The sequence below is a fragment of the Pseudomonas sp. SWI7 genome (assembly GCF_006351945.1).
GTDB lineage: Bacteria > Pseudomonadota > Gammaproteobacteria > Pseudomonadales > Pseudomonadaceae > Aquipseudomonas > Aquipseudomonas fulva.
Genome location: NZ_CP040930.1, coordinates 2,743,438 through 2,767,809, shown reverse-complemented (window position 1 = coordinate 2,767,809; position 24,372 = coordinate 2,743,438). Strand labels below are relative to the sequence as shown.

Genomic DNA, 24,372 nt, shown 5'->3' with positions numbered 1-24,372 from the left:
ACGCTCAAGAGTAATGGAATGTCTTGATCTGGATAAATGGCTATCCGGTGGATAAATAGCTTGCTAAGGAATATACTTACATTCATGGTTGTTTGTAAATACCGCCGGGTTGTCCATGGCTACCGCCACAGCCCTTGATTAGCTTGATCCGCCAGGTGCCCCTAGAGGCGCCCCGGAGCCTTCCCGCACGCGTCGCCGCGTTCGGGCCAGATGAGGTTGTACTGCCATGGTCCGTCGAACCAAAGAGGAAGCCCAGGAAACTCGCGCCCAGATCATCCAGGCGGCAGAGAGGGCTTTCTACAAGCGCGGGGTTGCGCGAACCACCCTTGCGGACATCGCCGAACAGGCGGGCGTCACGCGAGGTGCAATCTACTGGCACTTCAATAACAAGGCCGAGCTGGTGCAGGCACTGCTCGACAGCTTGCATGAAACCCATGACCATCTCGCGCGCGCCAGCGAAAGCGAGGACGAACTCGACCCGCTCGACTGCATGCGCAAATTGCTGCTGCAAGTGTTCAACGACCTGGTGCGCGACGCCAGGACACGCCGTATCAATGAGATTCTGCATCACAAGTGCGAGTTCACCGATGACATGTGCGAAATCCGCCAGCAGCGCCAGGTGGCAGTAGTGGACTGCCACACAGGCATTACCCTGGCCCTGGCCAATGCAGTGCGCCGTGGCCAACTGCCGGTGGAGCTGGATGTGGAGCGGGCAGCGGTGGCCATGTTTTCTTACGTTGACGGGTTGATCAGGCGCTGGCTGTTGCTGCCCGACAGCGTGGACCTGCTGGGCAACGCCGAGAAATGGGTCGACGCCGGGTTGGATATGCTGCGCTTGAGCCCGGCGATGCGCAAATGAGACTTTGTGAAGGTTTGTGAGGGCTAGTCCCCAGGGACGTGCCAGTGATCAGCACCTGAGCTTCCCTGCGGGCCACCTCAATGCCCGCGCAGTGGCCGATCCGGCAGCAGCACCGCCACCACCAGTGCAATGACGCCGACCCCTGCACTGGCCATCAACAGATGCCGGAAAGTGATCGCCAAGTGTGCCTGCAGTTCAGGGCTCACTTGGTTGGCCTTGAAGGTACCCAGCAACGGATTGTCCAGCAACGCGAACCCGCCTTGGTGCAGCAAGGCCAGCAGCAGGCTCGACATGCAGGCCACGCCCATGGCGCCACCGAGGGACCGAAACAGGTTGGTGGTGCTGGTGGCGACCCCCATGTCCTGGGCCTGCACGGCATTCTGCGTGCCTACCAGTGACGTTGGGAACTGCATCCCGCACGCGATCCCTGTCAGCAGCATGAACAGTGCACTGGCCAGCCCGGCCTGCGGCGGCGTGATCGCCAAGGCGAAGATAGACACCGGCATCAGCAGGGCGCCAGTAAGGATCTGCGGCTTGTAGCGGCCAAGCCGCGTTGTCAGACGTCCTGCGGTAAAAGCACCGATGGGTAGCCCCATGGCCAACGGCAGCAGATGCAAGGCGGCGCTGTCGGCACCGGCACCGGTGAGGCCCTGGTAGCGCAAGGGCATCAGCATGGTCAGGGAAATGGCCTGGAAGCTGGCGAAGAAAATCACGCCCCAGCACAGCACCGCGGCGCGATTGCCGAATAGCGTCAACGGCAGAAGTGGCTCGACGCAGCGGCGCTCCTGGAGGATGAACAGGATCATGGCGATCACGGCGCAGGTGAACAGGCCTAGCACGGCGGGCGCCGTCCAGGCCTGCCCCTGGCCGACCAGGGTGATCCCGAGCAGCAGGCTGCCCAAGCCCACGATCAGCAGCAGCGCGCCCGGATAATCCACTTGTGCGGGCCGATGCTGCACGGGCAGACCGGCCAGGGCGCGGTGGATAGCCCAGAGCGCGGCGATGCCCAGCGGCACGTTGATCCAGAACACCCAGCGCCAGGACAGGTACTCGGTCAGCCAGCCGCCCAGTACCGGCCCCGCCACGCTGGCCAGGGCATACATGCTGCTGAAATAGCCCTGATAGCGGCCTCGTTCGCGCGGGGGCACGAAGTCGCCGATGATCGCCTGGCTCACCGATACCATGCCGCCTGCGCCGATGCCTTGCAGCACTCTGGCCAGCACCAGTTGCGGCATGTCCTGAGCCAGCGCACAGCCGATCGAGGCGACAGTGAACACGCCGATCCCGGTCAGGATCATGCGACGCCGCCCATAGAGATCGCCCAGCTTGCCGTAGATCGGGACGGCCACTGTCATGGCCACCATATAGCCGGAAATGACCCAGGCCAGCAGACCGACATCATTGAACTGCGCGGAGATCGCAGGCAATGACACTGCCACGATGGTTTGATCCAGTGCGCCGAGAAAGATGGCCAGCATCAAGGCGGTCAGGATCTGGCGCAGGGCAATCGCAGGCAGGGCAGGGGGCACGGCAGTTCCTTGGTTTGAGTGGGCTTCATCCGAACGATCCCGCAGGCTACAGCTACGCGCCATCAAGACCAGGGCACGCCTGCACAGGGGCAGTGAAAGCATGGCAGTGTAACCTGAGTTACGTAGCTTCCTATGTACTCTGAGCATCGCCTATGCACGATCGGCATCAACGCATTCATCCAGCAGAGGCTGGCCCCGTGATATCTTTGGTATGCCAATCCCGCGCTAAGCCCCTGTTTGCACTAGCTTGGTGCGACCTCTCGGGGGTTAATCGGATTCCCCTGGCTCCTACACCTTTATTCCTCTGCCTGCATGTGGAGCATGACCGCGACTTGAGTGGTCCATGAATTGTGCAGGTACGCCCGATACAGAGGCCGGTAGTTACCGTTCAGAAATTTCTACAATTGCGGAGTGATCATGCCCAAGGCTTCCCACCAAGATCTGCGTATTGCCTTCCGCGAGCTGCTCGCTTCAGGTTCGTGCTACCACACCGCCTCGGTGTTCGACCCCATGTCTGCGCGCATTGCCGCGGACCTGGGTTTTGAGGTCGGCATCCTCGGAGGTTCGGTGGCATCGCTGCAGGTACTGGCTGCGCCGGATTTTGCCCTGATCACACTCAGCGAATTCGTCGAGCAAGCCACGCGAATTGGTCGCGTGGCCCAGTTGCCGGTGCTGGCAGACGCCGACCACGGATACGGCAATGCGCTGAACGTGATGCGCACTGTCACGGAGCTGGAGCGTGCCGGCGTGGCGGCGTTGACGATCGAGGATACGCTGTTGCCGGCCCAGTTCGGGCGCAAGTCCACCGATCTCATATCGGTAGAAGAAGGCGTGGGCAAGATCCGCGCGGCGCTCGAGGCGCGCGTCGATTCGTCCCTGTCGATCATCGCCCGTACCAACGCCGGCGTGCTCAGCACCGAGGAAGTGATCGTGCGGACCCAGAGCTACCAGAAAGCGGGTGCCGATGGCATCTGCATGGTAGGGGTGAAGGACTTCGACCAGCTCGAACAGATCGCCAGCCACCTGACCGTACCCTTGATGCTGGTGACCTACGGCAACCCCAACCTGCATGATGACGCGCGTCTGGCAAGCCTGGGCGTGCGCATCGCCGTCGACGGTCACGCGGCTTACTTCGCCGCCATCAAGGCGACGTACGACTGCCTGCGCCAGCAGCGTGGCCAGCAGCACAAGTCCGATAACTTGAGCGCCACCGAGCTTTCGCATACCTACACCCAGCCCGAGGACTACATCCGCTGGGCCAAGGAATACATGAGCGTCGAGGAGTAAGCAGGCGCTTACAGGTCCCAGTCCCAGGCCGGCTCCTCCTCGAAGCGCTGGACGAGAAAGTCCAGCAGGGTGCGCAAGGTCGCGGGCATGTGCTTGCGTGAGGTATAGACCGCCGTCAGGTCCAGGGTCTGCGGCCTGGCCTCGGGAAGCAGGCGCACCAGTTCTGCGCTGCGCAGGGCGGCAGCCGCCTGATAGGTGGGGAGCAGGGCGATGCCGGCGCCTGCTGCTACCGCCTTTTGCAATGTCAGGGACTCGTTGGCGCTGATGTTGCCCTGAACCGGCACCGCGACCTGCTGGCCGTTGACCTCGAACTGCCACACCCCATTGCCGTAATAGCTGTGCGTCAGGCAATTGTGGTGTGACAGGTCCTCGACCCGCTCGGGTGTGCCGTGCTCGGCCAGGTAGGCGGGCGCGGCGCAGATCACCGAGCGGCATACGCTCAGGCGGCGGGCAACCAGGCTAGGGTCCAGGTCGTTGCTGTTGCGGATGGCCAGGTCGATGCGTTCGTCCACCAGGTTCACGGTGCGATCGAGCATCTGCAGGTCGACTTTTACCAATGGGTACTGACGCACATAGGCGGCCACGGCATCGGCCAGCTGCGCCTGTCCAAATGACGTACTGACGCTGATACGCAATGTCCCCCGTGGTGTCTGGTCTTGCTGTTGTACGGCTCCTTGCAGTTCGCTGGCCAACTCCAGCAATTGCCTGCAGCGCGGCAGGAGGTCCTGGCCTGCGGCAGTCAGGCTGAGCCGGCGCGTGGTGCGCTGCATCAGCCGCGCGCCCACCCACGCTTCGAGCTGTGCCAGGTACCGAGAGACCACGGGGCGCGAGAGCTGCAGGTGCTCGGCCGCCGCCGACTGACTGCCAAGGTCCACTACCGTGACGAAAACGCGCATAGCTGTTAAACGATCCATCATTTGCCCGATTTCAGAAACAAACCATGTGCAAGCATGGCATTTTTCTGCAGGGTGTCGCCCCTTAAGCTGCAGGCATTTCCACTCTGACGGATGCCTGCGATGACACTCCTTTCTCCCTTGCGTGGCCTGGTGCTCGGATGCCTGGCCTGTGCCGCCCCACTGCTGGCCGCCGCTCCCTTGCAATTGGACGTGTACAACCCTGGCGCCGATGCGCCGTTTGCGGTCAGCTCGGTGATCGTGAGCGGCCCGCGTGACGCCGTGTTGATCGATGCACAATTTGGCACTGATCACGCCCGGCAACTGGTGCAGCGTATCCGTGCGAGTGGCAAGCGCTTGACGACGATCTACATCAGCCAGGGTGACCCCGATTATTACTTCGGCCTGGCAACCTTGACCCAGGCGTTCCCTGACGCCGAGGTGTTGGCTTCGGTCGCCACGGTCGAACACATCCGCAACACCATGGAGGCTAAACTGGCGTACTGGGGGCCTGAAATGGGGGCGCAAAAACCTGAGCGGCTGGTGCTGCCCAAGGTGTTGACAGGCAACCGCCTGCTGCTCGAGGACCAGGTGCTGGAGGTGCGTGGCCTTGAAGGACCGCAGCCGGACCGCAGCTTTGTCTGGATACCTTCGATCAAGGCAGTGGTTGGCGGGGTCGTGGTTTCGCAGAACATTCATGTGTGGATGGCCGACACACAATCGGCGTCCTCGCGTGCCCATTGGCTGCAAACCCTGGCGGACATCCAGGCGCTTGCGCCGCAAACCGTGGTGCCAGGGCACTTCGTCGGTGCCAGTGATTACTCACCGCAGTCCGTTGGCTTTACCGTCGATTACATCCGCACCTTCGAGGCGCAGGCGCGCGCAGCAAACGATTCGGCTGCGCTGGTCGAGGCCATGAAACGACGCTATCCGGGGTTGGGCGATGAGAGTGCGCTGGCGCTCAGCGCCAAGGTGGCCAAGGGCGAGATGCAGTGGCCCCTCCAGTGACGGTGCGCGCGTACGCAATGCAGCGCTGCGGTGACCTTGGTCTTGCTACACCGCGCTGGACCGCAGCCGGGCCATGTCACGAATAGGCGGTGCGCCGTAGAGCCGGCTGTACTCACGGCTGAATTGCGAAGGGCTCTCGTAGCCCACTCGATAGGCCGCCACGGCGGCCTCAAGGCCATCGTTGAGCATCAGCCGCCGGGCTTCTTGCAAGCGCAGTTGCTTCTGGTACTGCAGCGGGCTCATCGAAGTCACCGCCTTGAAGCGATGGTGCAGGGTGGAAACGCTGAGGTTGACCTCGCGGGCCAGGTCCTCGATGCGCAGTGGCCGCTGATAGTTGTCGTTGAGCCAGCTGATGGCCTGGCACACGCGGTGGGTCTGGCTGTTGGCCAAGGCAATTTCGTACAGCCGGTAGCCCTGCGGGCCGCGCAGCAGGCGGTAGAGAATCTCCCTGCGCACCAGCGGTGCCAGCATGGCGATGTCGCGTGGCGTGTCGAGCAGGCGGAGCAGGCGCAGCAAGGCATCGAGCAGCGCGCTGTCAGTTTTTTCCACGTACAGGCCGCGCCCATACGGGCGATTGGGTACCAGCATCGGACCGCTGTCGGCGATCAGCTGGCTGATCTCGGCAGGGTCCAGGTCCATGCGCAACCCCAGGCTCGGGCGCTGCGGGCTGGCGTCGAGCTTGACCGCGCTCAGCGGCAAGGTGACCGAAACCACCATGTAGTGCAGCGGGTCGTAGGCGTACTGTTCGTCCCCGAGGAACAGGCTTTTGCTGCCCTGGGCCAGAATGCACAGCGCAGGTTGCGCCAGCGTAGGTACCGAGCGAATGTTCTCGGTGTAGCGCACCAGGAACAGGTTGTCGATGGCCGAGGCCGGCCCATAAGGGTCGCCTGCATGGCGAGCGATCAAGTCGGCCAACTCCTGGCGCTGGACCTCCAGGTGCGGATCAAGGGACGGGGCGATGGACATGGGGCTTTCCTCTGCTGACCGACGCAGAATAGGTTTGGGCAACCGCCGAAGCTAGTCGAATACTGCAGATCGATTGCCTGATCCTGCCGCGATGCAGAATCAGGCAATCGGTGTGCAGTAATGGCCTAACGCGCAAACGCGCCCAGGCCCTAGCCTTGCAAGCCAGGTATTCGACTGCTGCTTCAGGGAGAGTGTGCAATGAGGCTACAACAACCGGTCACCCACCTTGCCTTGATTCGCGCCAGCAGCGGGCGCTCGGCCGAACTGGGCGCACGCTTGCGCGACCTGTTGGTGCCATCGCTGGACATCCCGGGTTGCCTGAGTTTTTCGGTGCAACGCTCGCAGGCTGATGACGACCTGTGGTTATTGAGCGGTAGCTGGCAGGATCAGCAGGCGATGAATGGTTACTTCGCTTCGCCAACGCTGAATGTGTTCGGCGAGTTGGTACAGTCCCAAGTGGTGAGCAGTCTGGATCTGCACACGTTTGGTTGAGCCTGTTCAACGGGCGCCCAGGCCAATGATTGCCGCATCATCAAGCCAGTGGGTACCATCCAGGTTTCACCCACAAGGCGTATGGCAAAGATGGCACGTAGAGAGTTTCCCCAGTTCGAAGCCGTGTCGGCAATGGTGCCGGCCGAAGGCGGTGGCTACCACGCAGCCATTGCCGTCAAGGCCATGGGCATGGGCGGTGCACCGCGCTTTCACAAGGTGCTCGATGGGCAAGTGTTCAAGGGCGCCGTGGCTGCCGACGAGGCGGCCACGGGCGAATTGCAACGCCTGCAAGGTGTCAGCGAAGCGGGTGAGCTGATCTGGTGATCAGGCTTTGGGCCTGGGCATCTTGAACAGGTTGCCCAGCTCGAAATAGTCCGCCGGGCCACCGCCACGCAGGATAGGCTCGGCCGCTGCGGTATCGTAGATGCCGTCCTTGAGCAGGCGCTCGGCGATGTGCACCGCCACCACTTCGCCCAGGATCAACCAGCTGGGTACCAACGCCTGGTCGGCGCGCTGCAGTTGCACGATCTGCGTCACCTTGCATTCGAACGCCACAGGGGTTTCCCCTACCCGTGGCACCTTTACCACGCTCGACGGCGTGGCCGTCAGGCCGCTGAGTTCGAACTCGTTCACCTCAGGCGATACCGCCGAGCAGCTCAGGTTCATCTGCTCGGCCAGGGGGCGGGTGGCCAGGTTCCAGACGAATTCACCGGTTTGCTCGATATTGTTCAGGCTGTCTTTGCGCCCGACGCTGCAGAAACCGATGATCGGTGGAATGTAGTTGAAGGCGTTGAAGAAGCTGTAAGGCGCGAGATTCAAATGGCCTTGCTGGTCCTGCGAGGATATCCAGCCGATCGGACGAGGGCCGACGATGGCGTTGAACGGATCATGGGGCAGGCCATGGCCTTTGGCGGGTTCGTAGTAATACATCTGCGCTGGGCTTGCCGGCCCACCTCCTGGTTTGAGAGGCGACCAGTGTGCCAAGCCTGAGGCCAACTGGGAATGCTGGAGCCCGGCGAAAGCCGGGCTGAGTGCGCATGGCTACTATCAGCTAATGCGATGGGCGTTGGTGCGGTCGAAACCGTCTTCGGCGAAGCGCTGGCCACCGGTGCGGTCGAAACCGTCTTCGGCGAAGCGCTGGCCACCAGTGCGTTCGAAACCGTCTTCGGCGAAGCGCTGGGCACCGGTGCGGTCGAAACCGTCTTCTGCGAAGCGCTGACCACCTGTGCGGTCAAAGCCGTCCTCGGCATAGCCGGTGGCCTGAGCAGGCGCCGCTGCGAAGGTATGCGCATGGGTGCGATCGAATCCATCTTCGGCGGATGCGCCTGCGGCAAATGCGAAAAGGGCGAGGGTCAGGATGAATTTGCTTTTCATGGGGATGCTCCAGAGTAGGTGTGTCGTTTCGATAAAATGAATGCTACGCCGATTAATGCGATTAAAAAGCGCTAAAAATCGTGCTTAATAATCTATTTATACGATTGATTGGAGCGCGCACCTGGGCTGGAACGCAGGCAGCCCGGGGAGTTTCGAGGCGCAGGTACTGGCGCTTTTGCTGATGGGGTAATGTGCCGGAGTGTGATTAATGGGCCATTAAGCCAAGCGCGTCGGACGAACGTCGTGCCAGTGCGGGAAGGGAAGGTGCAAGCTGGGCCTGCAGAGGAGGGCTGGCGCCTGGATGATCCGACGAGGCCCGGCGTGGCCAAACGAAATCGGGCGCCCTCTAGGCGCCCGAAGCAGTGCTAAGCGTGGGATGGGCTTAGTCGGTGGTGATCCGCGAATGCTGCTTGGTGTCCTTCATGGTGGCGTACACCAACAGCGAGCAGGCGATGCAGCCTGTGACGTACCAGTAGAAGCCGCTTTCCATGCCGGCGCTCTTGAACCACAAGGCCACGTATTCGGCAGTACCGCCGAAGATGGACACGGTAAGCGCGTAGGGCAGGCCAACGCCCAGGGCGCGGATTTCGGTGGGGAACAGCTCAGCCTTCACCACCGCGTTGATCGAGGTGTAGCCACTGACGATGATCAACGCGGCCATGATCAGAAAGAACGCGCCCCACCAGGTCTGGATGGTGTGCAGGGTGCTGAGGATCGGCACCGTGAACAGCGTACCGAGCACCCCGAAGGCAATCAGGATAGGGCGCCGGCCGATCTTGTCCGACAGCCCACCCACCAGGGGTTGCAGGCACATGAACAGGAACAGCGTCGCGGCCGAGATGGTGGTCGAATCGCTGATGCTCATCCCGACTGTGTTGACCAGGTATTTCTGCATGTAGGTGGTGTAGGTGTAGAAGGCCAGGGTACCGCCCATGGTCAGGCCGACCACGGTCAGCAGTTCCTTGGGGTGGCGCATCAAGGTGCGCATCAGGCTTTCCTTGGCTTTCTCCTTCTTGGTGAACGACGCGGTTTCTTCCATGCCCCGTCGCAGGTAGAGGGCCACCACCGCACACAGGGCACCGATCACGAACGGCACACGCCAGCCCCAGGCGTACAACTGCTCGGTGGTCAGGGTCTGTTGCAGAACGATCAGTACCGCCAGGGCGATGAGCTGGCCCGAAATCAGCGTCACGTACTGGAAGCTGGAGAAGAAGCCTCGACGCTCCTTGCTGGCCATTTCGCTCAGGTAGGTGGCCGAGGTGCCGTACTCACCGCCCACCGACAACCCTTGCATCAAGCGAGCGACCACCAGCAGGACCGGCGCTGCCACACCGATGGTTTCATAGCCGGGTGTGAGGGCGATCACCAGCGAGCCTGCGCACATCAGCAGCACCGAGGCCATCAGTGCAGCCTTGCGGCCCTTGCGGTCGGCGTACATGCCCATCAGCCAGCCACCGATCGGGCGCATCAAAAAACCCACCGCAAAAATGGCGGCGGTGTTGAGCAGTTGAGCGGTGGAATCGCCGGCCGGGAAGAAAGCCTTGGCGAAATACAGCGAGAACGCTGCATAGACGTACCAGTCGTACCATTCGACCATGTTGCCGATCGAACCGCTGAAGATCGACTTGAGGCGACTGGCAGTGGTTCTTGGCGCGGCAGGCGTTGCGGCCGCCCCGGTAGGCAGGGAGGTAGCGTTATCCATCAGGGACACCTTCTCATTGTTGTTGTGAAAGCGCGCAGGGCGCAGCTTGCAGTAGCTTTTGCAGAAGGTGTGCCAAAAAGAGGCGCGATTGCTTCGTTTAGGTGCGCGCTTGTGTGAAACCCGTATGAATCATGGCGTTGAGCCGAACGTGCGACGCACTGAGGGAGAGATCCGCGGCAGGCCGGTTCACTTGCATAGGCAAGATCCCGCTCATTAGGGCGTAGACGTCGGCGAGTTTCCGCTTACGGTGCGTTGACGAATTCGTCCCGAACCAGCCCATGCCGCTGCATTTTCTCGTTCAAGGTACGGCGGGGCATTTGCAGGTCCTGCATCACCGCCTTGATCTCACCGGCATGTTGGCGCAGTGAAGCACGCAGGCACTGCGCCTCGAATGCTTCCACGCGCTCAGCCAACGACTGCCCGGCAGGCGCCTGTTTTGGCATGGGCGAACCAAGTCCCAGCACGTGGCGCTCCGCCGCGTTGGCCAGTTCACGCACATTGCCTGGCCAATCATGGGTCAGCAGTTGAGCCAACTGCGGGCCCGACTGCGGCAGGGCCGTACGGCCAATGCGGGACGCGGCTGCCTGTGCGAAATGCTCGAACAACAGGACGATATCTTCCCGCCGTTCCCGCAGGGGCGGCAGGCGCAGCTCTGCAACGTTCAGGCGGTAGGCCAGGTCCTCTCGAAAGCGTCCGGCCCGGGCTTCGTCGAACAGGTCGGGCTTGGTGGCGGCAATAATGCGCAGGTCTACGCGGATGCTCTGATTCGCACCCAGGCGCTCGATGTTCTGGTCCTGGATCACCCGCAGCAACTTGGCCTGTTGCGCCAGGGGCATGCTTTCGATTTCATCGAGAAAGACCGTGCCACCATCGGCATATTCCAGCCTGCCGATGCGTTTGCCCTGGGCGCCGGTGAAGGCGCCGCTTTCATGGCCGAACAGCTCGGCCTCGAACAAGGCTTCGGGAATGGCCGCGCAGTTGAGCGCAACGAAAGGTTTGCTGGCGCGTGGGCCAAAGTCGTGCAGGCAGCGGGCGACCTGCTCCTTGCCGCTGCCGGTTTCGCCGCGAATCAGCACGTTCACCGGCAACGCGGCCAAATCCAGTACCTGGCGGCGCAACTGCTGCATGCCTGGTGATACCCCAAGCAGCGTGGTTTCAAGGCGCGTCCTGAGGTCTGCCTGCTGATGCAGGCGTCGATTTTCCAGCACCAATTGGCGTTTTTCCAACGCCCGGCGAAGGCTGCCGAGCAGGTGCTGGGGGGTGAAGGGCTTTTCCAGGAAATCGTAGGCGCCGCTGCGCATGGCCTCGACCGCCATAGGCACGTCACCGTGACCGGTGAGCAGGATCACAGGCAGGTCCGGATCGTCGGCCTGCAGCCGTTCGAGCAGTTGCAGGCCGTCCATGCCAGGCATGCGCACATCGCTGATGATCACGCCTGGATAGTCCCGGCCAATGTGCACCAGGCCGTCCTCGGCACGGGCAAAGACCTGGACCTCGAAGCCCGACAGGCTCAGCCATTGCTCGACTGCCGTACGGATACTGGCTTCATCGTCTATGACCATCACTGAGTTCAACATGCAGGCTCCTGATCGCGAGGCAAGGTGATGCTCAGGCGCGCGCCGCCCGGTACGTTTTCGGCCAGCAGCTGCCCACCGGCGTCGTGCACGATGCCATAGGAGATCGCCAGGCCCAAGCCCAGGCCGTCCCCTACGGGCTTGGTGGTGAAGAAGGGGTCGAAGATCCTGGGCAGGTCCTCGGCCGCGATGCCGCCCCCCGAATCGAGCACGCTCAAGCGCCAGTGCTGCGCATCGGGCTCGATGCGGATTTCCAGGCGCCGGTAGCGCTTGTCTGCCATGGCGTCCAACGCGTTGCTCAGCAGGTTGATCAGCACCTGTTCCAAGCGGATGGCATCGCCGCGCACCCACGCCGGACGCGCCAGGTACAGGGCCAACTGCACGTCCAGGGCATGCAGGCGTGCCTGCAACAAATCCAGCGCCTGGTCGACCACGCCGGCCAAGTCCAGGCGCTCGCGCAAGCCACCGGGGCTATTACGGGCAAACGTCTTCAAGTGCCCGGTCAGCGACGCCATGCGCGTCAACATCTGCTCCAGCGGCTCCAGGGCCTGGCGAGCCTCGTCGTAACGCCCGTGGTCCAGCAGCAGTTTCAGGGTTTCAAGCTGCATGCGCTGGGTCGTGAGGGGCTGGTTGATTTCGTGCGCCATGGCAGCGGACATCTGCCCCAGGGCAGCCAGCTTGGCCGTTTGCACCAGGCCTTCCTGAGCCGTGCGCAGCTCGCGGGTGCGCTCCTCGACCTGGCGCTCGAGCTCCTCGCGGCTGCGTTGGCGCAGGCGCGACAGGCGCAGGCGCTGGCTGACCAGCAAAGCAGCGAATACCAGGCTCAACCATACCGCTGCAGCACCCAGGCCAGCATTGCGCGCGTCGGTACCGACCTGGGGCCTGCGCAGCAGGTGCAGGGTCCATTGCTCGCTTTCCAGCGGCAGGCTTTCCCACAGGAACTCGGTCTCGCCTTGCGGTGCCTGCACCCGGCTGAGTGTGCTGTTTTCAGCGAAACGCGTCAGCACCTGGTGCATCAGCGGTATCAGCGGGTGTTTGTCGTACTGGCGGGTCTGCGCCAGTTCGGCCCGGTCGGCGCCGTCCAGCGGGCGCAATTCCCGGTAGCGCCAGCCGTCCTGGTTGGCGATGAAGGTAATGCCACGGGCATCGCTGACCAGCAGGATGTCGCTGCCCTGGCGCCATTCTCGCTCGAGCTCGGGAAATTCCAGCTTGACCACCATGGCGCCGAGAAAACGGCCCTGTTCGTCATTCACCGCGCTGGACAGAAAGTAGCCAGGCACCCCGCTGGTCACGCCAACGGCATAGAAGCGGCCGTTACCCAGGCTACGGGTTTGCTTGAAATAAGGGCGAAAGCCGTAGTTGGAGCCCACGTAACTGGTTGGCAGCCGCCAGTTGCTGGCCGCCACGGCCAGCCCGTTGCGGTCGAGCAGTTCGAGGGTGGAGGAGTTGGCTGCACCGTTGATGCGCTCGAGTTTGCGGTTCAGGGCAGCCTGCGTTTGCTCCTGGACCGGGCCGCGCAACGCGTCGATCAGTTCCGGGTCCAGGGCCAGCACCGCTGGCAGGGCCCGATAGCGGTCGATGAGGGTGTGCAAGGCATTGGCGTACAGCCCCAGTTGCTGGCTGGCCCGGCGGGCGTCCGCCTCCATGGCCTGGCGTTTGGCCTGGTGCATGGCCCAACTGGCACAAAGCACGGTACCCAGCACGATCACCAGGGTGATCAGGCCCAGACGCAGGGCGCGAAAGGAAAAAGGCATTGGGAGCAGATCCGCATGGGTGGGGAAGGGGCCCGCTTTGGCGGAACCGGAGCGCTGCACCGCCGCTCCGGTCTCTCCGCGAAATGGCCGTCAAGGGTCGACACTTACAGCAGTTCAAAGCCCTGCTGTTGCACCGCCTCGGAATCCAGGCCCACCTGGACGTTGAAGGTCCCGGGCTCGGCAACGCGCTGCAGCTGGCCATTGTAGAACTTCAAGTCTTCTTCGCTGATGCTGAAGGTCACGGTCCGTGTTTCGCCGGACTTGAGCATGAGCTTCTGGAAGTTCTTCAACTCCTTGACCGGGCGACTCATCGAGGCGGACACATCCTGCACGTACAACTGAACCACCGTCTCGCCGGCCACCTTGCCGGTATTGCGCACCACGACGCTGGCTTGCAACGTGTCCCCGCGCTTGAGCTTGTTGCCTGAAAGCGCGAGCCCCGACAGTTCGAACGTGCTGTAGCTCAGGCCGTAGCCGAAAGGATACAGCGGCCCATTGGGTTCTTCGAAGTACTGCGAGGTGTAGTTGCCGGGTTTGCCAGGCGTGAACGGACGACCGATACGGGTGTGGTTGTAGTACATAGGAATCTGCCCGACCGAACGTGGGAACGTGATCGGTAGCTTGCCGGAGGGGTTGTAGTCGCCGAACAGCACGTCGGCGATGGCGTTACCGCCTTCGGTACCGGCGAACCAGGTTTCGAGCAGGGCGTCGGCCTGCTCGCGCTCCCAGCCGATGGACAGCGGCCGGCCATTCATCAGTACCAGTACCAGCGGTTTACCGGTGGCCTTCAAGGCCTCGATCAACGCGCGCTGGTTGGCCGGCACCTGCAGCGTGGTGCGGCTGGAAGATTCATGGGACATGCCGCGCGATTCGCCGACCACGGCCACGACCACATCCGCCTGCTGCGCGGCCTTGACCGCTTCGTCGATGAGCACTGCAGGTGGTCGAGGGTCGTCGACGATTTCCGGCGCATCGAAGTTGAGGAAGTTCAGGTAGTCGAGAATGGCCTTGTCACCGGTGACGTTAGAGCCCTTGGCGTAGACCAGCTTGCCCTTGCCCTCGATGGCGCGGCGCAGCCCTTCGCGCACCGTGACCGAGTGGTTGGGCCGCCCGTCGGCCGCCCAGCTGCCCATCATGTCGATCGGAGCGTCGGCAAGGGGACCGACCAGGGCGATGGTGGCGTCTTTGCTCAGCGGCAGTGTCTGCTTGCGGTTTTCCAGCAGCACCAGGCTGCGGCGCGCCACGTCGCGCGTGGCGTCGCGGTGCAGGCGGTCCTCGCCGTAGTAGTCCTTGAGGTCGTTCTGCGCCGCGCCGATGCGCACGTAGGGGTTCTTGAACAGGCCCATGTCGTACTTGGCGCCCAGTACTTCGCGTACGGCCTGATCCAGCTCCGCCTGGCTCACGTCGCCCGCCTTGAGCAACCCTGGTAGCTCTTCGCCGTACAAGGTGTCGTTCATGCTCATGTCGATGCCCGCCTTGATCGCGAGTTTGGCAGCCTCGCGACCGTCGCGCGCCACGCCATGGCGGATCAGCTCCTGGATGGCGCCATGATCGCTGATGGTAACGCCCTTGAACCCCCACTCCTTGCGCAGCACGTCGTTCATCAGCCAGGTGTTGGAGGTGGCCGGCACGCCGTTGATCGAGTTCAGCGCAACCATCACCCCACCGGCGCCGGCATCGATCGCAGCGCGGTAGGGCGGCAGGTAATCGTTGTACATCTTCGGCAGGCTCATATCGACCGTGTTGTAGTCACGCCCGCCTTCCACCGCGCCGTAAAGGGCGAAATGCTTGACGATGGCCATGATGCTGTCCGGGTTGGCCGGGCTGCTGCCCTGGAACGCGCGGACCATCACCTGGCCGATCTTCGCCGTCAGGTACGTGTCTTCGCCAAAGCCCTCGCTGGTGCGACCCCAGCGCGGATCCCGGGCGATGTCGACCATCGGCGCGAAGGTCATGTCCAGTGCGTCGGCAGCCGCTTCGATGGCCGCCGTGCGGCCGACCTTGGCGACGGCGTCCATGTCCCAGGTGGCGGCCATGCCCAGGCCGATGGGAAAGATGGTGCGCTCGCCATGTACCGTGTCGTAGGCGAAGAACATCGGGATCTTCAACCGGCTGCGCATGGCCGCGTCCTGCATCGGCCGGTTTTCCGGTGCCGTGCGCGAATTGAACGTGCCTCCGATGCGTCCGGCGGCGATCTCCTCGCGGATCTTCTCCCGGGGCATTTCGGGGCTGATGCTGATCAGGCGCAACTGCCCGATTTTTTCGGCCTCGGTCATCTGGCTGATCAGATGGTCGATGAAGGCCTGTTTGTTCTCGAGCGGCGGCGCGGAAGTGGCGGCGACAGCCGCCTGGCTGACGAGGCCCATGGCCAGGCCCAGCAGAGACAGTTTCATCATGAATTCCGTAAGGGGGCCGATGCACGGTCAACGGTGACACACGCACGGGCGAAGTTTTCGGGCGGCTGTTGTTGTACGATTTGCACGCAGATCTTCCTGCGGCGGATTATGCCTGAATCCGTCGCGTGCTGACGAAGCCCCGTACACCGGGAAAACAACTATAAGAACGCTCACGAGAACACGGCATGACCCCGCTTGAACCCTACTACCAGCGTCAGCTCGCTGAAGCCATGGCCGGTGTTGGCCGGCGCACGGATGTCGCGTTGCTGGCAGTGCTCGCCCGCCGCGCCGATGATTACGCGTATTTCCCACTATTCTGGTCGGCCGTGCTGGCGCTGGCGCTGCCTGGCTTGCTGCATGGGGTGCTGGGCTGGCCCAGCGTGCGCGGCCTGATCGTCGCCAACGTGCTGCTGTTCGTCGGCCTGTGCGTGCTGTTGCGCAGCCCGCGCCTTGAACGCTTGACCGTACCGCGGGCCTGGCGCCGCTGGCGAGCGTCGCGTCTGGCCACTCGTCAATTTCTCGACCTTGGCGCTCAGGCCTTTACAGGTGCCGGATGCGTCATGATTTTCGTCAGCGAGGCCGAGCAGTACGCACGGTTGCTGATGGACAAGCAGGTCGCGCTTTGCCTTGATGACGCGGTGCGGGTCGCGCTCACTGACCGTCTAGCCAGCCAGGTTCGCCAAGGGCAAACCTTGCAGGGCATGATCGAGTGCGTCGAGGCGTGCGGCCTTCTCCTTGGCCAGCAGGCGCCACGCGCGCTTGCGTGCAGGCGTTTGCCCCAGCCGCTGGTAATCCTCGACTAACGCAACCCTGGCCGACTGCGCGGGGGTGTAGAATACGGCCCCCGCTATTGGAGGTACCGTTTGCCCATGTCTGCCCTTTCTACTCCACCGGATGCGCGCGTCCAGTTTCTCGACCTGCTTCGCACCGGCTTGCAGGGCAACACTGTGGTCAAGCTGGTACTGGCGCGGCCTGTGGGCACCGACCCGACCCTGCAACGCATTATCGCCAAGCCCTTGCTGGTCAAGGGGCAGGCGAACCTGTCCCTGGTCTACCGTCACCAGACCCGCGATATCACCCGCAACCTGCCGCTCGATGATGCTCTGCAATGCATCGCCGAGCTGCTGCCAGAACATTTTCGCAACGCTCACCTGTTCGATGCAGAGGGTGAACTGCAATTGACCTTCAGCAAGAAGGGCAAGCCCATGCTGCAGCGTCATGGCGCCCAGGCGCCCCGGGAAACCGTTGGCAGCAACGGGCATGACCGCGAGAAAAAGCGCTACCTGGACATTGCCCGACCGTTTTTGCGTGACCTTGGCGTAACGGATGGCCAGGGCGCACTGATCCCTTCGATGTCGCGCAAGTGGAAGCAGATCAACAAGTTCATCGAGGTTTTCGACCACGCCCTGGCCAATGCGCCCTTGTCGAGCGAGCAGCGCTTGCGGGTGGCCGACTTCGGCTCGGGCAAGGGGTATCTGACCTTCGCCATGCACGATTACCTGCGCAATACGCTGGGCCGCGATGCCCAGGTAACGGGGGTGGAGCTGCGCCAGGACATGGTCGAGCTGTGCAACGCTGCCGCCGCGCGGCTCGAACACCCAGGGCTCGAGTTTCAATGCGGGGATGTGCGCAGCGTGGTGCCCGATGCCATCGAGGTGATGATCGCCCTGCACGCCTGCGACGTGGCGACCGACTACGCCATCCATACCGGCATCCGCTGCAACGCGGCGATCATCATGTGCTCACCGTGCTGCCACAAGCAGATCCGCCCGCAGTTGCACAGCCCAGGTCTGTTGCAGCCGATGCTGCAATATGGCCTGCACCTGGGCCAGCAGGCCGAAATGCTCACCGACAGTCTGCGCGCACTGTACCTGGAGGCCTGCGGCTACGAGACCAAGGTGTTCGAGTTCATATCGTTGGAGCACACCAACAAGAACAAGATGATCCTGGCCGTCAAGCGGCGCCAGCCAGCGGATCAGTCAGCCTTGCTGGAAAAGATAGAACAGCTCAAGGCGTTCTATGGCGTGAAGGCGCATTGCCTTGAAACGTTGCTGCGGGCGGATGGTTTGCTTTGAACCTGATGCGCTCCAGCCTTGGATATGCTCATCCATGCTTCGCTGCTCATGAGCGCGTTCTGATGCTGCAGGCATGCTTGATCACTCAGCTTGAGCAATCAATTGCACAGTCGTGCTTGCCAGCCCCAGCGGATGCGTCTGGGCGTCGAAGAAGTGCAGGGCCGTGTCCGGCATGTCTTCGAAGCGGCTGGTGAAATGACGCTTCTGATTGATGACCGATGCCTCTCCCAATGGGCGTATGGCAATGGCCAGGTGGCTGGGCCGGGCTGAGCGAATGGCTTCGAGCAGGTGCCGGTCGTTGCTGTCCAGATGCTGGCCGAACAGGCACATGCCTTGGTGTTCACCGGCCAACTGGCCGAGGCTCCAGCTGAGGTAGTCCGAATGCCGGATGGCACGCAGTTTTTCGTCGCTGCGCTCTTCGTTGACGAACAGCGGCACTTCACCTGGCACATTCACGGCGAACCCTTCGAGCATTTCAGCGCTGCTTGCACTGCGTTGCCGGGTCGTGCCGTCAGGCAGCTTGAGCAGGTGCATGCCACCGTGCAGGTGCAGCACCCGAGTGCCTTTATCCGTCGTTCGGCGCACGTCGAAAAAACCCTGCTCGTCGAACAATTCGGCGAAGCCCTTCGGGTCGTGCTGCACGGCCCAGACCAGCAGCAGGTCATAGTTGCTGGTATAGACGTTGCGGTAGCCGCGCAGGGCCTGGTTGAGGGTGGTCAGGGCGGCTTCGGGCATGGCCGACCAGGGCATGTGCACGCTGCGCACGGCGTGGATCAGCGCCTCCTTGATGGAGTAATAGCGGTTAAGCGGCGCTGTCGAGTTGATGGCCAGCGCAGCGTTGGTGCGCACCGTAGTGTTGAGGGCGGTCAGCACCGGTTCGAACAGCTCAGTGCCCAACGACTTGAACAAGGCCTGATCGCTGATGGCCAAGCCCTTTTTGCGCCCGGCCCGTTGCGCCTCCTCATACAGCGAGAAGTACCCGAACGGCTTCCAGAAGGCCCGGCTTGCGCCGTTGCCGACCAGTAGGGTTTCGCAGGGGTACTGGTCGGCAAGGTCTGACCAGGCGGGGAGAGTGGCGTCGAGTGCGGGCATGCTGAAGTCCGTAAAGCGGGATCCGGCAGACTTTACCACGCCAAGCCCAGGTCATGAGTGCGCCGTGCCAGAGCTGGCAGCACCGTGTAGGGTGCATTGGTGAGGGTGAGGGCATCTGCAGAGGATTGAAAGTGAACACGAGCGGACTTCATTCCCTCCAAGGTATTGAGTGGTCACGGTGCAGTGCCTAGCCAGCACCGCCCACACCGACACATAGATCGTCATGTCTTTACCTGAACAGGAGATCCCTCATGGACACCTATCATGTAAGCCCTGCCAACGACGGGTGGGAACTGAAGAAGGCAGGTGCTGCGCGTGCCTCGAAACACAGCGCGACCAAGCAAGAACTGGTGGGGTCGCTGGCCACCTTCTTTGAGGGCAAGACCGCCTCGGTGAAGATCCACAAGGCCGACGGCACCCTCGAGGAAGAGCGCACCTACCCACGTTCCGCTGACCCGCGGCGCACCAAGGGTTGATACCGATCAGCGCCGCGCTGCTTGGCATCGACATGCACCAGTGCCATGGGCGCGGCCTCTACAAGTGGTTGCTTGCAAGCTTTCTGATCGGCAAGCGCATTCGCGCCAGTGTCGCGGTCCAGGCCTATCAGGTACTGGTCGATACCCACGGCCTGGACACACCGGGCAAGCTGGCGAGGTGCCCGCATCACACGTTGGTGAAGCTGCTGGGTCAGGCCGGTTACGCACGCTACGACGAATCCACGGCCCGGCGGCTGCATCGGTTGGGCAAAGGGCTTGAAGCGGAAATGGACCACGTGCTGCTGGACGACGCAGTGGACATGGCGCACGTAAACGCTTGGCTGCTGAGGTTTGAAGGCGTGGGGCCCAAGACGCTCGAGATTTTCATGCGGGAAGCGGCGCCGGTACTGCAGCATCAACGTGCGCAATGAGGATGGGCGGTAGAGGAAGCGTAAGCCATGTGAACGCTGGCTTGAAGGTGGAGCGGGTAGAGGGAATCGAACCCTCAACTAAAGCTTGGGAAGCTTTCGTTTTGCCACTAAACTATACCCGCATCTGAGCTGCACTTTTTACCAGAACGTTCGGCAAATTAGAAGCCCGCGTTATAAAAAAACGTCATTTCCCTCCGTTTTCCCGTGCTCCCCTCCATGCGCCTAAGGCTCGCCTACACGGCAGCGATTTCCTCGCGCGTGAGTTCACGGTATGCCCCTGGCGGCAGGTCCAGGTCCAGCGCGATGGCGCCCATGCGCTCCCGGTGCAGCTTGACCACCTTATTGTCGTAGAACCCGAACATGCGTTTGACCTGATGGTAGCGCCCTTCGACGATGGCGAGCCGGGCCAGGCGCGGCCCGAGGATCTGCAGGTCGGCCGGTTGGGTCGTCAGGTTTTCGAAAGCAAAGTGGAAACCCTCCTGAAACCGGGCCACGTAGTGCTCGCCGATCTCGTCCTGGGTTTCGACCAGGTAATGCTTGGGCAGCTTGGTGGTGGGTTGGGTCAGCCGCCGGGACCACTGGCCATCGTTGGTCAGGATCATCAGCCCGGTAGTATTGAAGTCCAGGCGCCCGGCAATATGCAGACCCTGCGCAAGCGCGTCGGGCAGCAAATCCATGACGGTCGGATGCTGGGGGTCGTGGGTGGCGCTGACGCAACCGGCCGGCTTGTGCAGCATCAGGTAGCGTGGCGGGTGGCCCGCCTGCAGCACCTCATCGTCCAGCTCGACCCGGCTGAACGCCCGCACTTCCGTCAGCGGGTCGCTGGTTACCTGGCCATCGACGCGCACGCGACGTTGAGCCAGCATCAGGCGCGCATGCTGGCGGTTGCAGGTCGGCAGGTTGGCAAGAAAACGATCAAGGCGCATGGGTGAAACCAGCAGGCGATGCCAATTGGGCCTCGACGCCCGCGCAGCTTGGGCACAGGCAGGCACGGTCGCGCAGTTCGGCAGGCAGGGCCTGCAGCACGGCCGGGTCGATGCGCACACTGAAGCACCAGCAGGCCTGGGTGGCCTGGGCAGGGTCGGCCAGGGTGCACTGGTTAAGGGCACCGCAGGCGGGGCAGTATTGATCGTCGTTCATATCAGGTTTCAGTGCAGACACGGTTGCGGCCAGCCTGTTTGGCACGATAGAGGGCGCCGTCGGCGCGGGTCAGGAGGGTATGCAACGTGTCGCCTGACTTCAGGTGGCTGACCCCGATGCTGGTGGTCAGGCGCAGCGGCTGGTCTTCGTAACTGAAGGTCAGTTGCTCGGCGCGGCGCCGGATCTTTTCGGCAGCCTCGTTCGCCTGGCAAGCATCGGCCTCACGCAGCAGCACGATGAACTCCTCGCCTCCCCAGCGGCAGAGTATATCGGACTGGCGAATGCTGCCTTGCAGGACATTGGCAAATTGGCGCAGCACTTCGTCGCCTGCCAGGTGACCATAGGTGTCGTTGAGCACTTTGAAGTGGTCCAGGTCGATCAGCAACGCCACCAGCGGACTGTTGTCACGCTGGGCCTCGCGCAGCGCCTGGGCGGCCAGCAGGTCGAAGCTGCGTCGGTTGGGCAGCCCGGTCAGGCTGTCGAGCGTGGCCAGGGCTTCGGTGCTGGCCTGGTGGCGGCGCACCATCGCATGCACCAGGGCCACCACCACGAGGGTGATCATGGCGCAGATCGCCAGGTTCAGGTACAGCGAATGACGAATCCGGTCCAGCGCCCCGGTCTCGCGCTTGTCCACCAGCAGGTACCAGTCCAGTTCCGGCAAGTGGCGTACGTTCAGAAAATGGCTGTGGCCTGCAAGGTCACGGTATTCATGACTGCCCTCGCCAGGCACCGGCTGGTGTGCGAGCACGCCGCCCAGGTCTGGGCTGTCGACCAGCGACTGGCCGACGCGCAGGCCCTGCGGGCCACCACCCGAGCCTGTCATCAACACCTTGCCCTGGGCGTCGACGAAGACCACGGATCGCTGATAGCGATGTTGGTACTGGTCGATCATCCTGACCACGGTCGAAACGCTCAGCCCTACCCCCGCAGCGCCGATGAAGCGCTGCTGATAGTCGTGCACCTTGTAGTTGATGAACACGGTGAGGTTGTCCTGGTTGGCCATGTCCAGGTCTACATTGATCTCGTAAGGCGCTGCCTGGTCGCGCAGGCGGAAGTACCAGGCATCACGCCAGGCCTGGGGCTGGACCTGCTTAAGCACGCCCTTGGCCTGGTAGTAGGTCAGCGTGCGTTCGGAGACGAAAAAGGACGTGAAGATGTCCTGCTTGCCCGTCACCTCGCCCAGGTAGCGGGTCATGCGCTGGGCATCCTGCTCACCGGCCAGCACCCAGTCACGCAGGAAGGTGTCCTGGGCCATCATCGATGCGATCAGAACAGGGCGGATCAGGTCTTTCTGGATTTCCGAATAAACCGTGTCGGAAGTCAGGGGCAGTTCGGTATTGATGATGCCGTCACGTATGGCGCTGCGCGAGGAGAAATAACTCAGCAGCGACGTGGCGAGGAAACCGCAGGCCAGCAGCATCAGCAGGGCGGCGATTAACGAACGCTGCGATGACGGAGCGGAGCGTGAAGGCATGATCTTCCCATGATGTGTGCCGGGCCGCACATTCTAGTGTTCTGGGCACTAAATAACTGCAAGATTTTGTTTGGAAGCTGCAGCTGTATCAAATTATTACCAGTATGGCACTGCACGAGTTGGCGCTTGTCTGATTCCATGTCGATCAACGTGTTGTGCATCGACGCTCGGCAGCGTTCGCTGTGCGGGCACCTCAGCGGTCCGGGAGGCCGCCTATGTCCTATCGAATTCTGCTTGTGGCCCTGCTCGGGCTGACGCTTGGCGCCTGTGCGCCGTACGCTGGACGGTCGACCTACTACCGCTCCGACTATTACGTCACGGACCGGTATGTCTCGCCTGGCTACGCGCCCGGCTATTACCGCTACGGTCGTTATCCGGTGGCGCCACAACCGCGCTACTACTACCAACCGGTGCCTCGTTACCATGCGCCGCCCGGCTACCGACCGTTGCCGCCGCCCGACGTGCGCCGCTGGCACGGCAACCCGCGCTACGATTATGGTCATCGCCAGCGCTGGGACTACAGGCGTGACCGTGACCGGCACGACTACCGCAACGATGGCCCGCGCTATCAGGATGGAGGTCGACATCAAGGCGGCTGGGGTGACAGGCGTGGACGAGGACACTGATCAGGTGACAAGCACCCTGTCACTTACGCGCCGCTAGTGCAGGTCCGACAGTGGGTGATGGCCTTCCCAGGGTGCTTGGAAGTGTGCCTGTACCACGGCTGCGGGCACATGGTCCACATCCGGCCAGTGCCAGCGTGGCTGGTGATCCTTGTCCAGCAGGCGTGCGCGCACCCCTTCGCTGAACTCAGGGTGGCGACAGCAGTTCAGGCTCATGGCGTACTCCATCTGCAGCACCTGCGCCAGTGACAAGTACCGGGCCCGACGGATCTGCTCCCACACCAGATGAGCCGTCAGCGGGCAGCCCGCCAGCATGCGCTCGGCGGCTGCCGAGAGCAGTGGGTCCTCGTGCTGGCGCAGGCCCGCCACGGCCCGCCAGGCAGCGCCTGCGCAGGTGACATCGAGCAATGCGTCGATGAGCGCGCGGCGCGGCAACCACTGGGCTGTGGGTAGCGTTTGGCGGGCACAATGCTCCTCAGCCCTGAACAGGCTGTTGAGCTGGAGCGCGGTCTGCTCCTGCCAGTTCACCTGCAGCAGTTCATCGATCAACGCCGCTTGTCGGTCTTCGCCCATGAAGCGGTCGGCCAGCCCCAGGTCCAGCGCATCGCGCGCATTGACAGGCGCACCGGTGAGCCCCAGGAACAACCCCAGCTTGCCCGGCAAGCGGGCCAGGTACCAACTGGCCCCAACATCGGGGTACAGACCAATGCTGATCTCTGGCATGGCCAATGCGCTGCTGGGGGTCACGATGCGTACGTTGGCGCCCTGAAGCAAACCCATGCCGCCGCCCAGCACATGGCCATGGCCCCAGCACAGCAGCGGCTTGGGATAAGTGTGCAGGGCATGGTCCAGGCGATATTCGGCGGCGAAGAACGACGCGGCCAGCGGTGGCACGCTGCCAGGCTGCTCGCGGCACGCCTGGGCCAGCGCCCGCACGTCGCCACCGGCGCAGAAGGCCTTGGCGCCATTGCCACGCAGCAGCACACAGGCGATGCCCGGGTCTTGCGCCCAGCTGTGCAACTGCTCGGCCAGCGTCTCTATCATTGGCAGGTCGAGGGCATTGAGCGCCCTTGGCGCATCGAGGGTGACGATGCCCAGGCGAGCGCCGTCGGCGCCTGTCAGGACTTGGCAGTGAATGCTCATGGCTTACCTCATTCAGGTCACCGCTCAAGTATGGCCTGCCTGGTCGATCCCGCCGGGCACTGGTCGGATCGTTTGACAAGCGTC

At 62.8% G+C, this 24,372-nt stretch carries 24 protein-coding genes and 1 tRNA gene; 10 read left to right on the top strand and 15 right to left on the bottom strand.

Annotated features, from left to right (window positions below):
- Nucleotides 1-226 precede the first annotated feature (226 nt).
- Nucleotides 227-859: an efflux transport transcriptional regulator TtgR gene (gene ttgR, locus FH041_RS12705; protein ID WP_023534320.1), complete on the top strand. Its 633-nt coding sequence runs from the start codon at nucleotides 227-229 to the stop codon at nucleotides 857-859.
- Between the two features lie 77 nt (nucleotides 860-936).
- On the opposite strand, the gene FH041_RS12700 is transcribed toward ttgR, so the two are convergent.
- Nucleotides 937-2,388: an MDR family MFS transporter gene (locus FH041_RS12700; protein ID WP_027914543.1), complete on the bottom strand. Its 1,452-nt coding sequence runs from the start codon at nucleotides 2,386-2,388 to the stop codon at nucleotides 937-939.
- A gap of 417 nt (nucleotides 2,389-2,805) precedes the next feature.
- On the opposite strand from FH041_RS12700, the gene FH041_RS12695 reads away from it, so the two are divergent.
- Nucleotides 2,806-3,675, top strand: coding sequence for an oxaloacetate decarboxylase (locus tag FH041_RS12695; protein ID WP_027914544.1), 870 nt, complete (start codon nucleotides 2,806-2,808; stop codon nucleotides 3,673-3,675).
- 8 nt (nucleotides 3,676-3,683) lie between these two features.
- Here the strand turns inward: FH041_RS12695 and FH041_RS12690 are convergent, their stop codons facing one another.
- Nucleotides 3,684-4,589 (bottom strand): LysR family transcriptional regulator, encoded by a 906-nt coding sequence (locus FH041_RS12690; RefSeq protein WP_027914545.1) that lies wholly within the window; start codon nucleotides 4,587-4,589, stop codon nucleotides 3,684-3,686.
- 102 nt (nucleotides 4,590-4,691) lie between these two features.
- Here FH041_RS12690 and FH041_RS12685 point away from each other — a divergent pair, with 102 nt between their 5' ends.
- Nucleotides 4,692-5,576: an MBL fold metallo-hydrolase gene (locus tag FH041_RS12685; protein WP_027914546.1), complete on the top strand. Its 885-nt coding sequence runs from the start codon at nucleotides 4,692-4,694 to the stop codon at nucleotides 5,574-5,576.
- 45 nt (nucleotides 5,577-5,621) lie between these two features.
- Here the strand turns inward: FH041_RS12685 and FH041_RS12680 are convergent, their stop codons facing one another.
- Nucleotides 5,622-6,542, bottom strand: a complete 921-nt coding sequence (locus FH041_RS12680) for an AraC family transcriptional regulator (protein ID WP_027914547.1) — start codon at nucleotides 6,540-6,542, stop codon at nucleotides 5,622-5,624.
- A gap of 198 nt (nucleotides 6,543-6,740) precedes the next feature.
- On the opposite strand from FH041_RS12680, the gene FH041_RS12675 reads away from it, so the two are divergent.
- Complete coding sequence (locus tag FH041_RS12675; RefSeq protein WP_027914548.1) at nucleotides 6,741-7,034, top strand: antibiotic biosynthesis monooxygenase family protein; 294 nt, start codon at nucleotides 6,741-6,743, stop codon at nucleotides 7,032-7,034.
- An 81-nt stretch (nucleotides 7,035-7,115) separates the two neighbouring features.
- Nucleotides 7,116-7,358, top strand: a complete 243-nt coding sequence (locus tag FH041_RS12670) for a hypothetical protein (RefSeq protein WP_033695025.1) — start codon at nucleotides 7,116-7,118, stop codon at nucleotides 7,356-7,358.
- On the opposite strand, the gene FH041_RS12665 is transcribed toward FH041_RS12670, so the two are convergent.
- The 6 genes from FH041_RS12665 to bglX form a co-directional block, all read right to left on the bottom strand.
- The gene (locus FH041_RS12665) at nucleotides 7,359-7,964 is read right to left on the bottom strand and encodes a flavin reductase family protein (RefSeq protein ID WP_027914549.1); all 606 of its coding nucleotides are present in this window, start codon (nucleotides 7,962-7,964) and stop codon (nucleotides 7,359-7,361) included.
- Between the two features lie 117 nt (nucleotides 7,965-8,081).
- Entirely contained in the window at nucleotides 8,082-8,408 is a 327-nt protein-coding gene (locus FH041_RS12660; protein WP_140174678.1) for a hypothetical protein, read from the bottom strand.
- A 382-nt stretch (nucleotides 8,409-8,790) separates the two neighbouring features.
- The gene (locus tag FH041_RS12655) at nucleotides 8,791-10,110 is read right to left on the bottom strand and encodes an MFS transporter (RefSeq protein ID WP_023534430.1); all 1,320 of its coding nucleotides are present in this window, start codon (nucleotides 10,108-10,110) and stop codon (nucleotides 8,791-8,793) included.
- 242 nt (nucleotides 10,111-10,352) lie between these two features.
- A complete protein-coding gene (locus tag FH041_RS12650; RefSeq protein WP_049696482.1) occupies nucleotides 10,353-11,687 on the bottom strand; it encodes a sigma-54 dependent transcriptional regulator in 1,335 nt (444 codons plus the stop codon).
- The gene (locus FH041_RS12645) at nucleotides 11,681-13,438 is read right to left on the bottom strand and encodes an ATP-binding protein (protein WP_049696481.1); all 1,758 of its coding nucleotides are present in this window, start codon (nucleotides 13,436-13,438) and stop codon (nucleotides 11,681-11,683) included. Before FH041_RS12645 ends, FH041_RS12650 begins: the two co-directional genes overlap by 7 nt.
- A gap of 104 nt (nucleotides 13,439-13,542) precedes the next feature.
- Nucleotides 13,543-15,834, bottom strand: coding sequence for a beta-glucosidase BglX (gene bglX, locus FH041_RS12640; protein WP_049696480.1), 2,292 nt, complete (start codon nucleotides 15,832-15,834; stop codon nucleotides 13,543-13,545).
- Nucleotides 15,835-16,019: 185 nt separating this feature from the next.
- Between bglX and FH041_RS12635 the strand changes: the two genes are divergently transcribed.
- Together FH041_RS12635 and FH041_RS12630 are read left to right on the top strand one after the other, a co-directional pair.
- A complete protein-coding gene (locus FH041_RS12635) occupies nucleotides 16,020-16,637 on the top strand; it encodes a membrane protein (RefSeq protein ID WP_049696479.1) in 618 nt (205 codons plus the stop codon).
- Between the two features lie 66 nt (nucleotides 16,638-16,703).
- Complete coding sequence (locus tag FH041_RS12630; protein WP_049696478.1) at nucleotides 16,704-17,909, top strand: SAM-dependent methyltransferase; 1,206 nt, start codon at nucleotides 16,704-16,706, stop codon at nucleotides 17,907-17,909.
- 81 nt (nucleotides 17,910-17,990) lie between these two features.
- Here FH041_RS12630 and FH041_RS12625 read toward each other — a convergent pair whose 3' ends face one another.
- On the bottom strand, nucleotides 17,991-19,001 hold the full coding sequence (locus FH041_RS12625) for a DUF4917 family protein (RefSeq protein ID WP_049696477.1): 1,011 nt from the start codon (nucleotides 18,999-19,001) through the stop codon (nucleotides 17,991-17,993).
- A 251-nt stretch (nucleotides 19,002-19,252) separates the two neighbouring features.
- Between FH041_RS12625 and FH041_RS12620 the strand changes: the two genes are divergently transcribed.
- Nucleotides 19,253-19,477, top strand: a complete 225-nt coding sequence (locus FH041_RS12620; protein ID WP_028687226.1) for a DUF2188 domain-containing protein — start codon at nucleotides 19,253-19,255, stop codon at nucleotides 19,475-19,477.
- Nucleotides 19,474-19,908 (top strand): DNA methylase, encoded by a 435-nt coding sequence (locus tag FH041_RS12615; protein WP_173645883.1) that lies wholly within the window; start codon nucleotides 19,474-19,476, stop codon nucleotides 19,906-19,908. Before FH041_RS12620 ends, FH041_RS12615 begins: the two co-directional genes overlap by 4 nt.
- A 48-nt stretch (nucleotides 19,909-19,956) precedes the next feature.
- Here the strand turns inward: FH041_RS12615 and FH041_RS12610 are convergent.
- From FH041_RS12610 to FH041_RS12595, 4 genes are all read right to left on the bottom strand, one after another.
- Nucleotides 19,957-20,030, bottom strand: a tRNA-Gly gene (locus FH041_RS12610).
- A gap of 111 nt (nucleotides 20,031-20,141) precedes the next feature.
- Entirely contained in the window at nucleotides 20,142-20,834 is a 693-nt protein-coding gene (locus FH041_RS12605; protein ID WP_027914559.1) for a pseudouridine synthase, read from the bottom strand.
- Complete coding sequence (locus FH041_RS12600; RefSeq protein ID WP_028687227.1) at nucleotides 20,824-21,048, bottom strand: cysteine-rich CWC family protein; 225 nt, start codon at nucleotides 21,046-21,048, stop codon at nucleotides 20,824-20,826. The genes FH041_RS12605 and FH041_RS12600 overlap by 11 nt, the downstream gene beginning before the upstream one ends.
- A 1-nt stretch (nucleotide 21,049) precedes the next feature.
- A complete protein-coding gene (locus FH041_RS12595) occupies nucleotides 21,050-22,522 on the bottom strand; it encodes a diguanylate cyclase domain-containing protein (RefSeq protein ID WP_027914561.1) in 1,473 nt (490 codons plus the stop codon).
- A gap of 215 nt (nucleotides 22,523-22,737) precedes the next feature.
- Between FH041_RS12595 and FH041_RS12590 the strand changes: the two genes are divergently transcribed.
- Nucleotides 22,738-23,148 (top strand): hypothetical protein, encoded by a 411-nt coding sequence (locus FH041_RS12590; protein ID WP_027914562.1) that lies wholly within the window; start codon nucleotides 22,738-22,740, stop codon nucleotides 23,146-23,148.
- Nucleotides 23,149-23,181: 33 nt separating this feature from the next.
- Here FH041_RS12590 and FH041_RS12585 read toward each other — a convergent pair whose 3' ends face one another.
- Complete coding sequence (locus FH041_RS12585; protein WP_088522931.1) at nucleotides 23,182-24,288, bottom strand: enoyl-CoA hydratase/isomerase family protein; 1,107 nt, start codon at nucleotides 24,286-24,288, stop codon at nucleotides 23,182-23,184.
- Nucleotides 24,289-24,372: the final 84 nt, after the last annotated feature.

Coding starts and splice junctions, on each gene's coding strand:
- ttgR (WP_023534320.1), top strand. CDS start 227: ATGGTCCGTCGAACCAAAGAGGAAGCCCAGGAAACTCGCGCCCAGATC.
- FH041_RS12695 (WP_027914544.1), top strand. CDS start 2,806: ATGCCCAAGGCTTCCCACCAAGATCTGCGTATTGCCTTCCGCGAGCTG.
- FH041_RS12690 (WP_027914545.1), bottom strand. CDS start 4,589: ATGGATCGTTTAACAGCTATGCGCGTTTTCGTCACGGTAGTGGACCTT.
- FH041_RS12685 (WP_027914546.1), top strand. CDS start 4,692: ATGACACTCCTTTCTCCCTTGCGTGGCCTGGTGCTCGGATGCCTGGCC.
- FH041_RS12680 (WP_027914547.1), bottom strand. CDS start 6,542: ATGTCCATCGCCCCGTCCCTTGATCCGCACCTGGAGGTCCAGCGCCAG.
- FH041_RS12675 (WP_027914548.1), top strand. CDS start 6,741: ATGAGGCTACAACAACCGGTCACCCACCTTGCCTTGATTCGCGCCAGC.
- FH041_RS12670 (WP_033695025.1), top strand. CDS start 7,116: ATGGCAAAGATGGCACGTAGAGAGTTTCCCCAGTTCGAAGCCGTGTCG.
- FH041_RS12665 (WP_027914549.1), bottom strand. CDS start 7,964: ATGTATTACTACGAACCCGCCAAAGGCCATGGCCTGCCCCATGATCCG.
- FH041_RS12660 (WP_140174678.1), bottom strand. CDS start 8,408: ATGAAAAGCAAATTCATCCTGACCCTCGCCCTTTTCGCATTTGCCGCA.
- FH041_RS12655 (WP_023534430.1), bottom strand. CDS start 10,110: ATGGATAACGCTACCTCCCTGCCTACCGGGGCGGCCGCAACGCCTGCC.
- FH041_RS12650 (WP_049696482.1), bottom strand. CDS start 11,687: ATGTTGAACTCAGTGATGGTCATAGACGATGAAGCCAGTATCCGTACG.
- FH041_RS12645 (WP_049696481.1), bottom strand. CDS start 13,438: ATGCCTTTTTCCTTTCGCGCCCTGCGTCTGGGCCTGATCACCCTGGTG.
- bglX (WP_049696480.1), bottom strand. CDS start 15,834: ATGATGAAACTGTCTCTGCTGGGCCTGGCCATGGGCCTCGTCAGCCAG.
- FH041_RS12635 (WP_049696479.1), top strand. CDS start 16,020: ATGACCCCGCTTGAACCCTACTACCAGCGTCAGCTCGCTGAAGCCATG.
- FH041_RS12630 (WP_049696478.1), top strand. CDS start 16,704: ATGTCTGCCCTTTCTACTCCACCGGATGCGCGCGTCCAGTTTCTCGAC.
- FH041_RS12625 (WP_049696477.1), bottom strand. CDS start 19,001: ATGCCCGCACTCGACGCCACTCTCCCCGCCTGGTCAGACCTTGCCGAC.
- FH041_RS12620 (WP_028687226.1), top strand. CDS start 19,253: ATGGACACCTATCATGTAAGCCCTGCCAACGACGGGTGGGAACTGAAG.
- FH041_RS12605 (WP_027914559.1), bottom strand. CDS start 20,834: ATGCGCCTTGATCGTTTTCTTGCCAACCTGCCGACCTGCAACCGCCAG.
- FH041_RS12600 (WP_028687227.1), bottom strand. CDS start 21,048: ATGAACGACGATCAATACTGCCCCGCCTGCGGTGCCCTTAACCAGTGC.
- FH041_RS12595 (WP_027914561.1), bottom strand. CDS start 22,522: ATGCCTTCACGCTCCGCTCCGTCATCGCAGCGTTCGTTAATCGCCGCC.
- FH041_RS12590 (WP_027914562.1), top strand. CDS start 22,738: ATGTCCTATCGAATTCTGCTTGTGGCCCTGCTCGGGCTGACGCTTGGC.
- FH041_RS12585 (WP_088522931.1), bottom strand. CDS start 24,288: ATGAGCATTCACTGCCAAGTCCTGACAGGCGCCGACGGCGCTCGCCTG.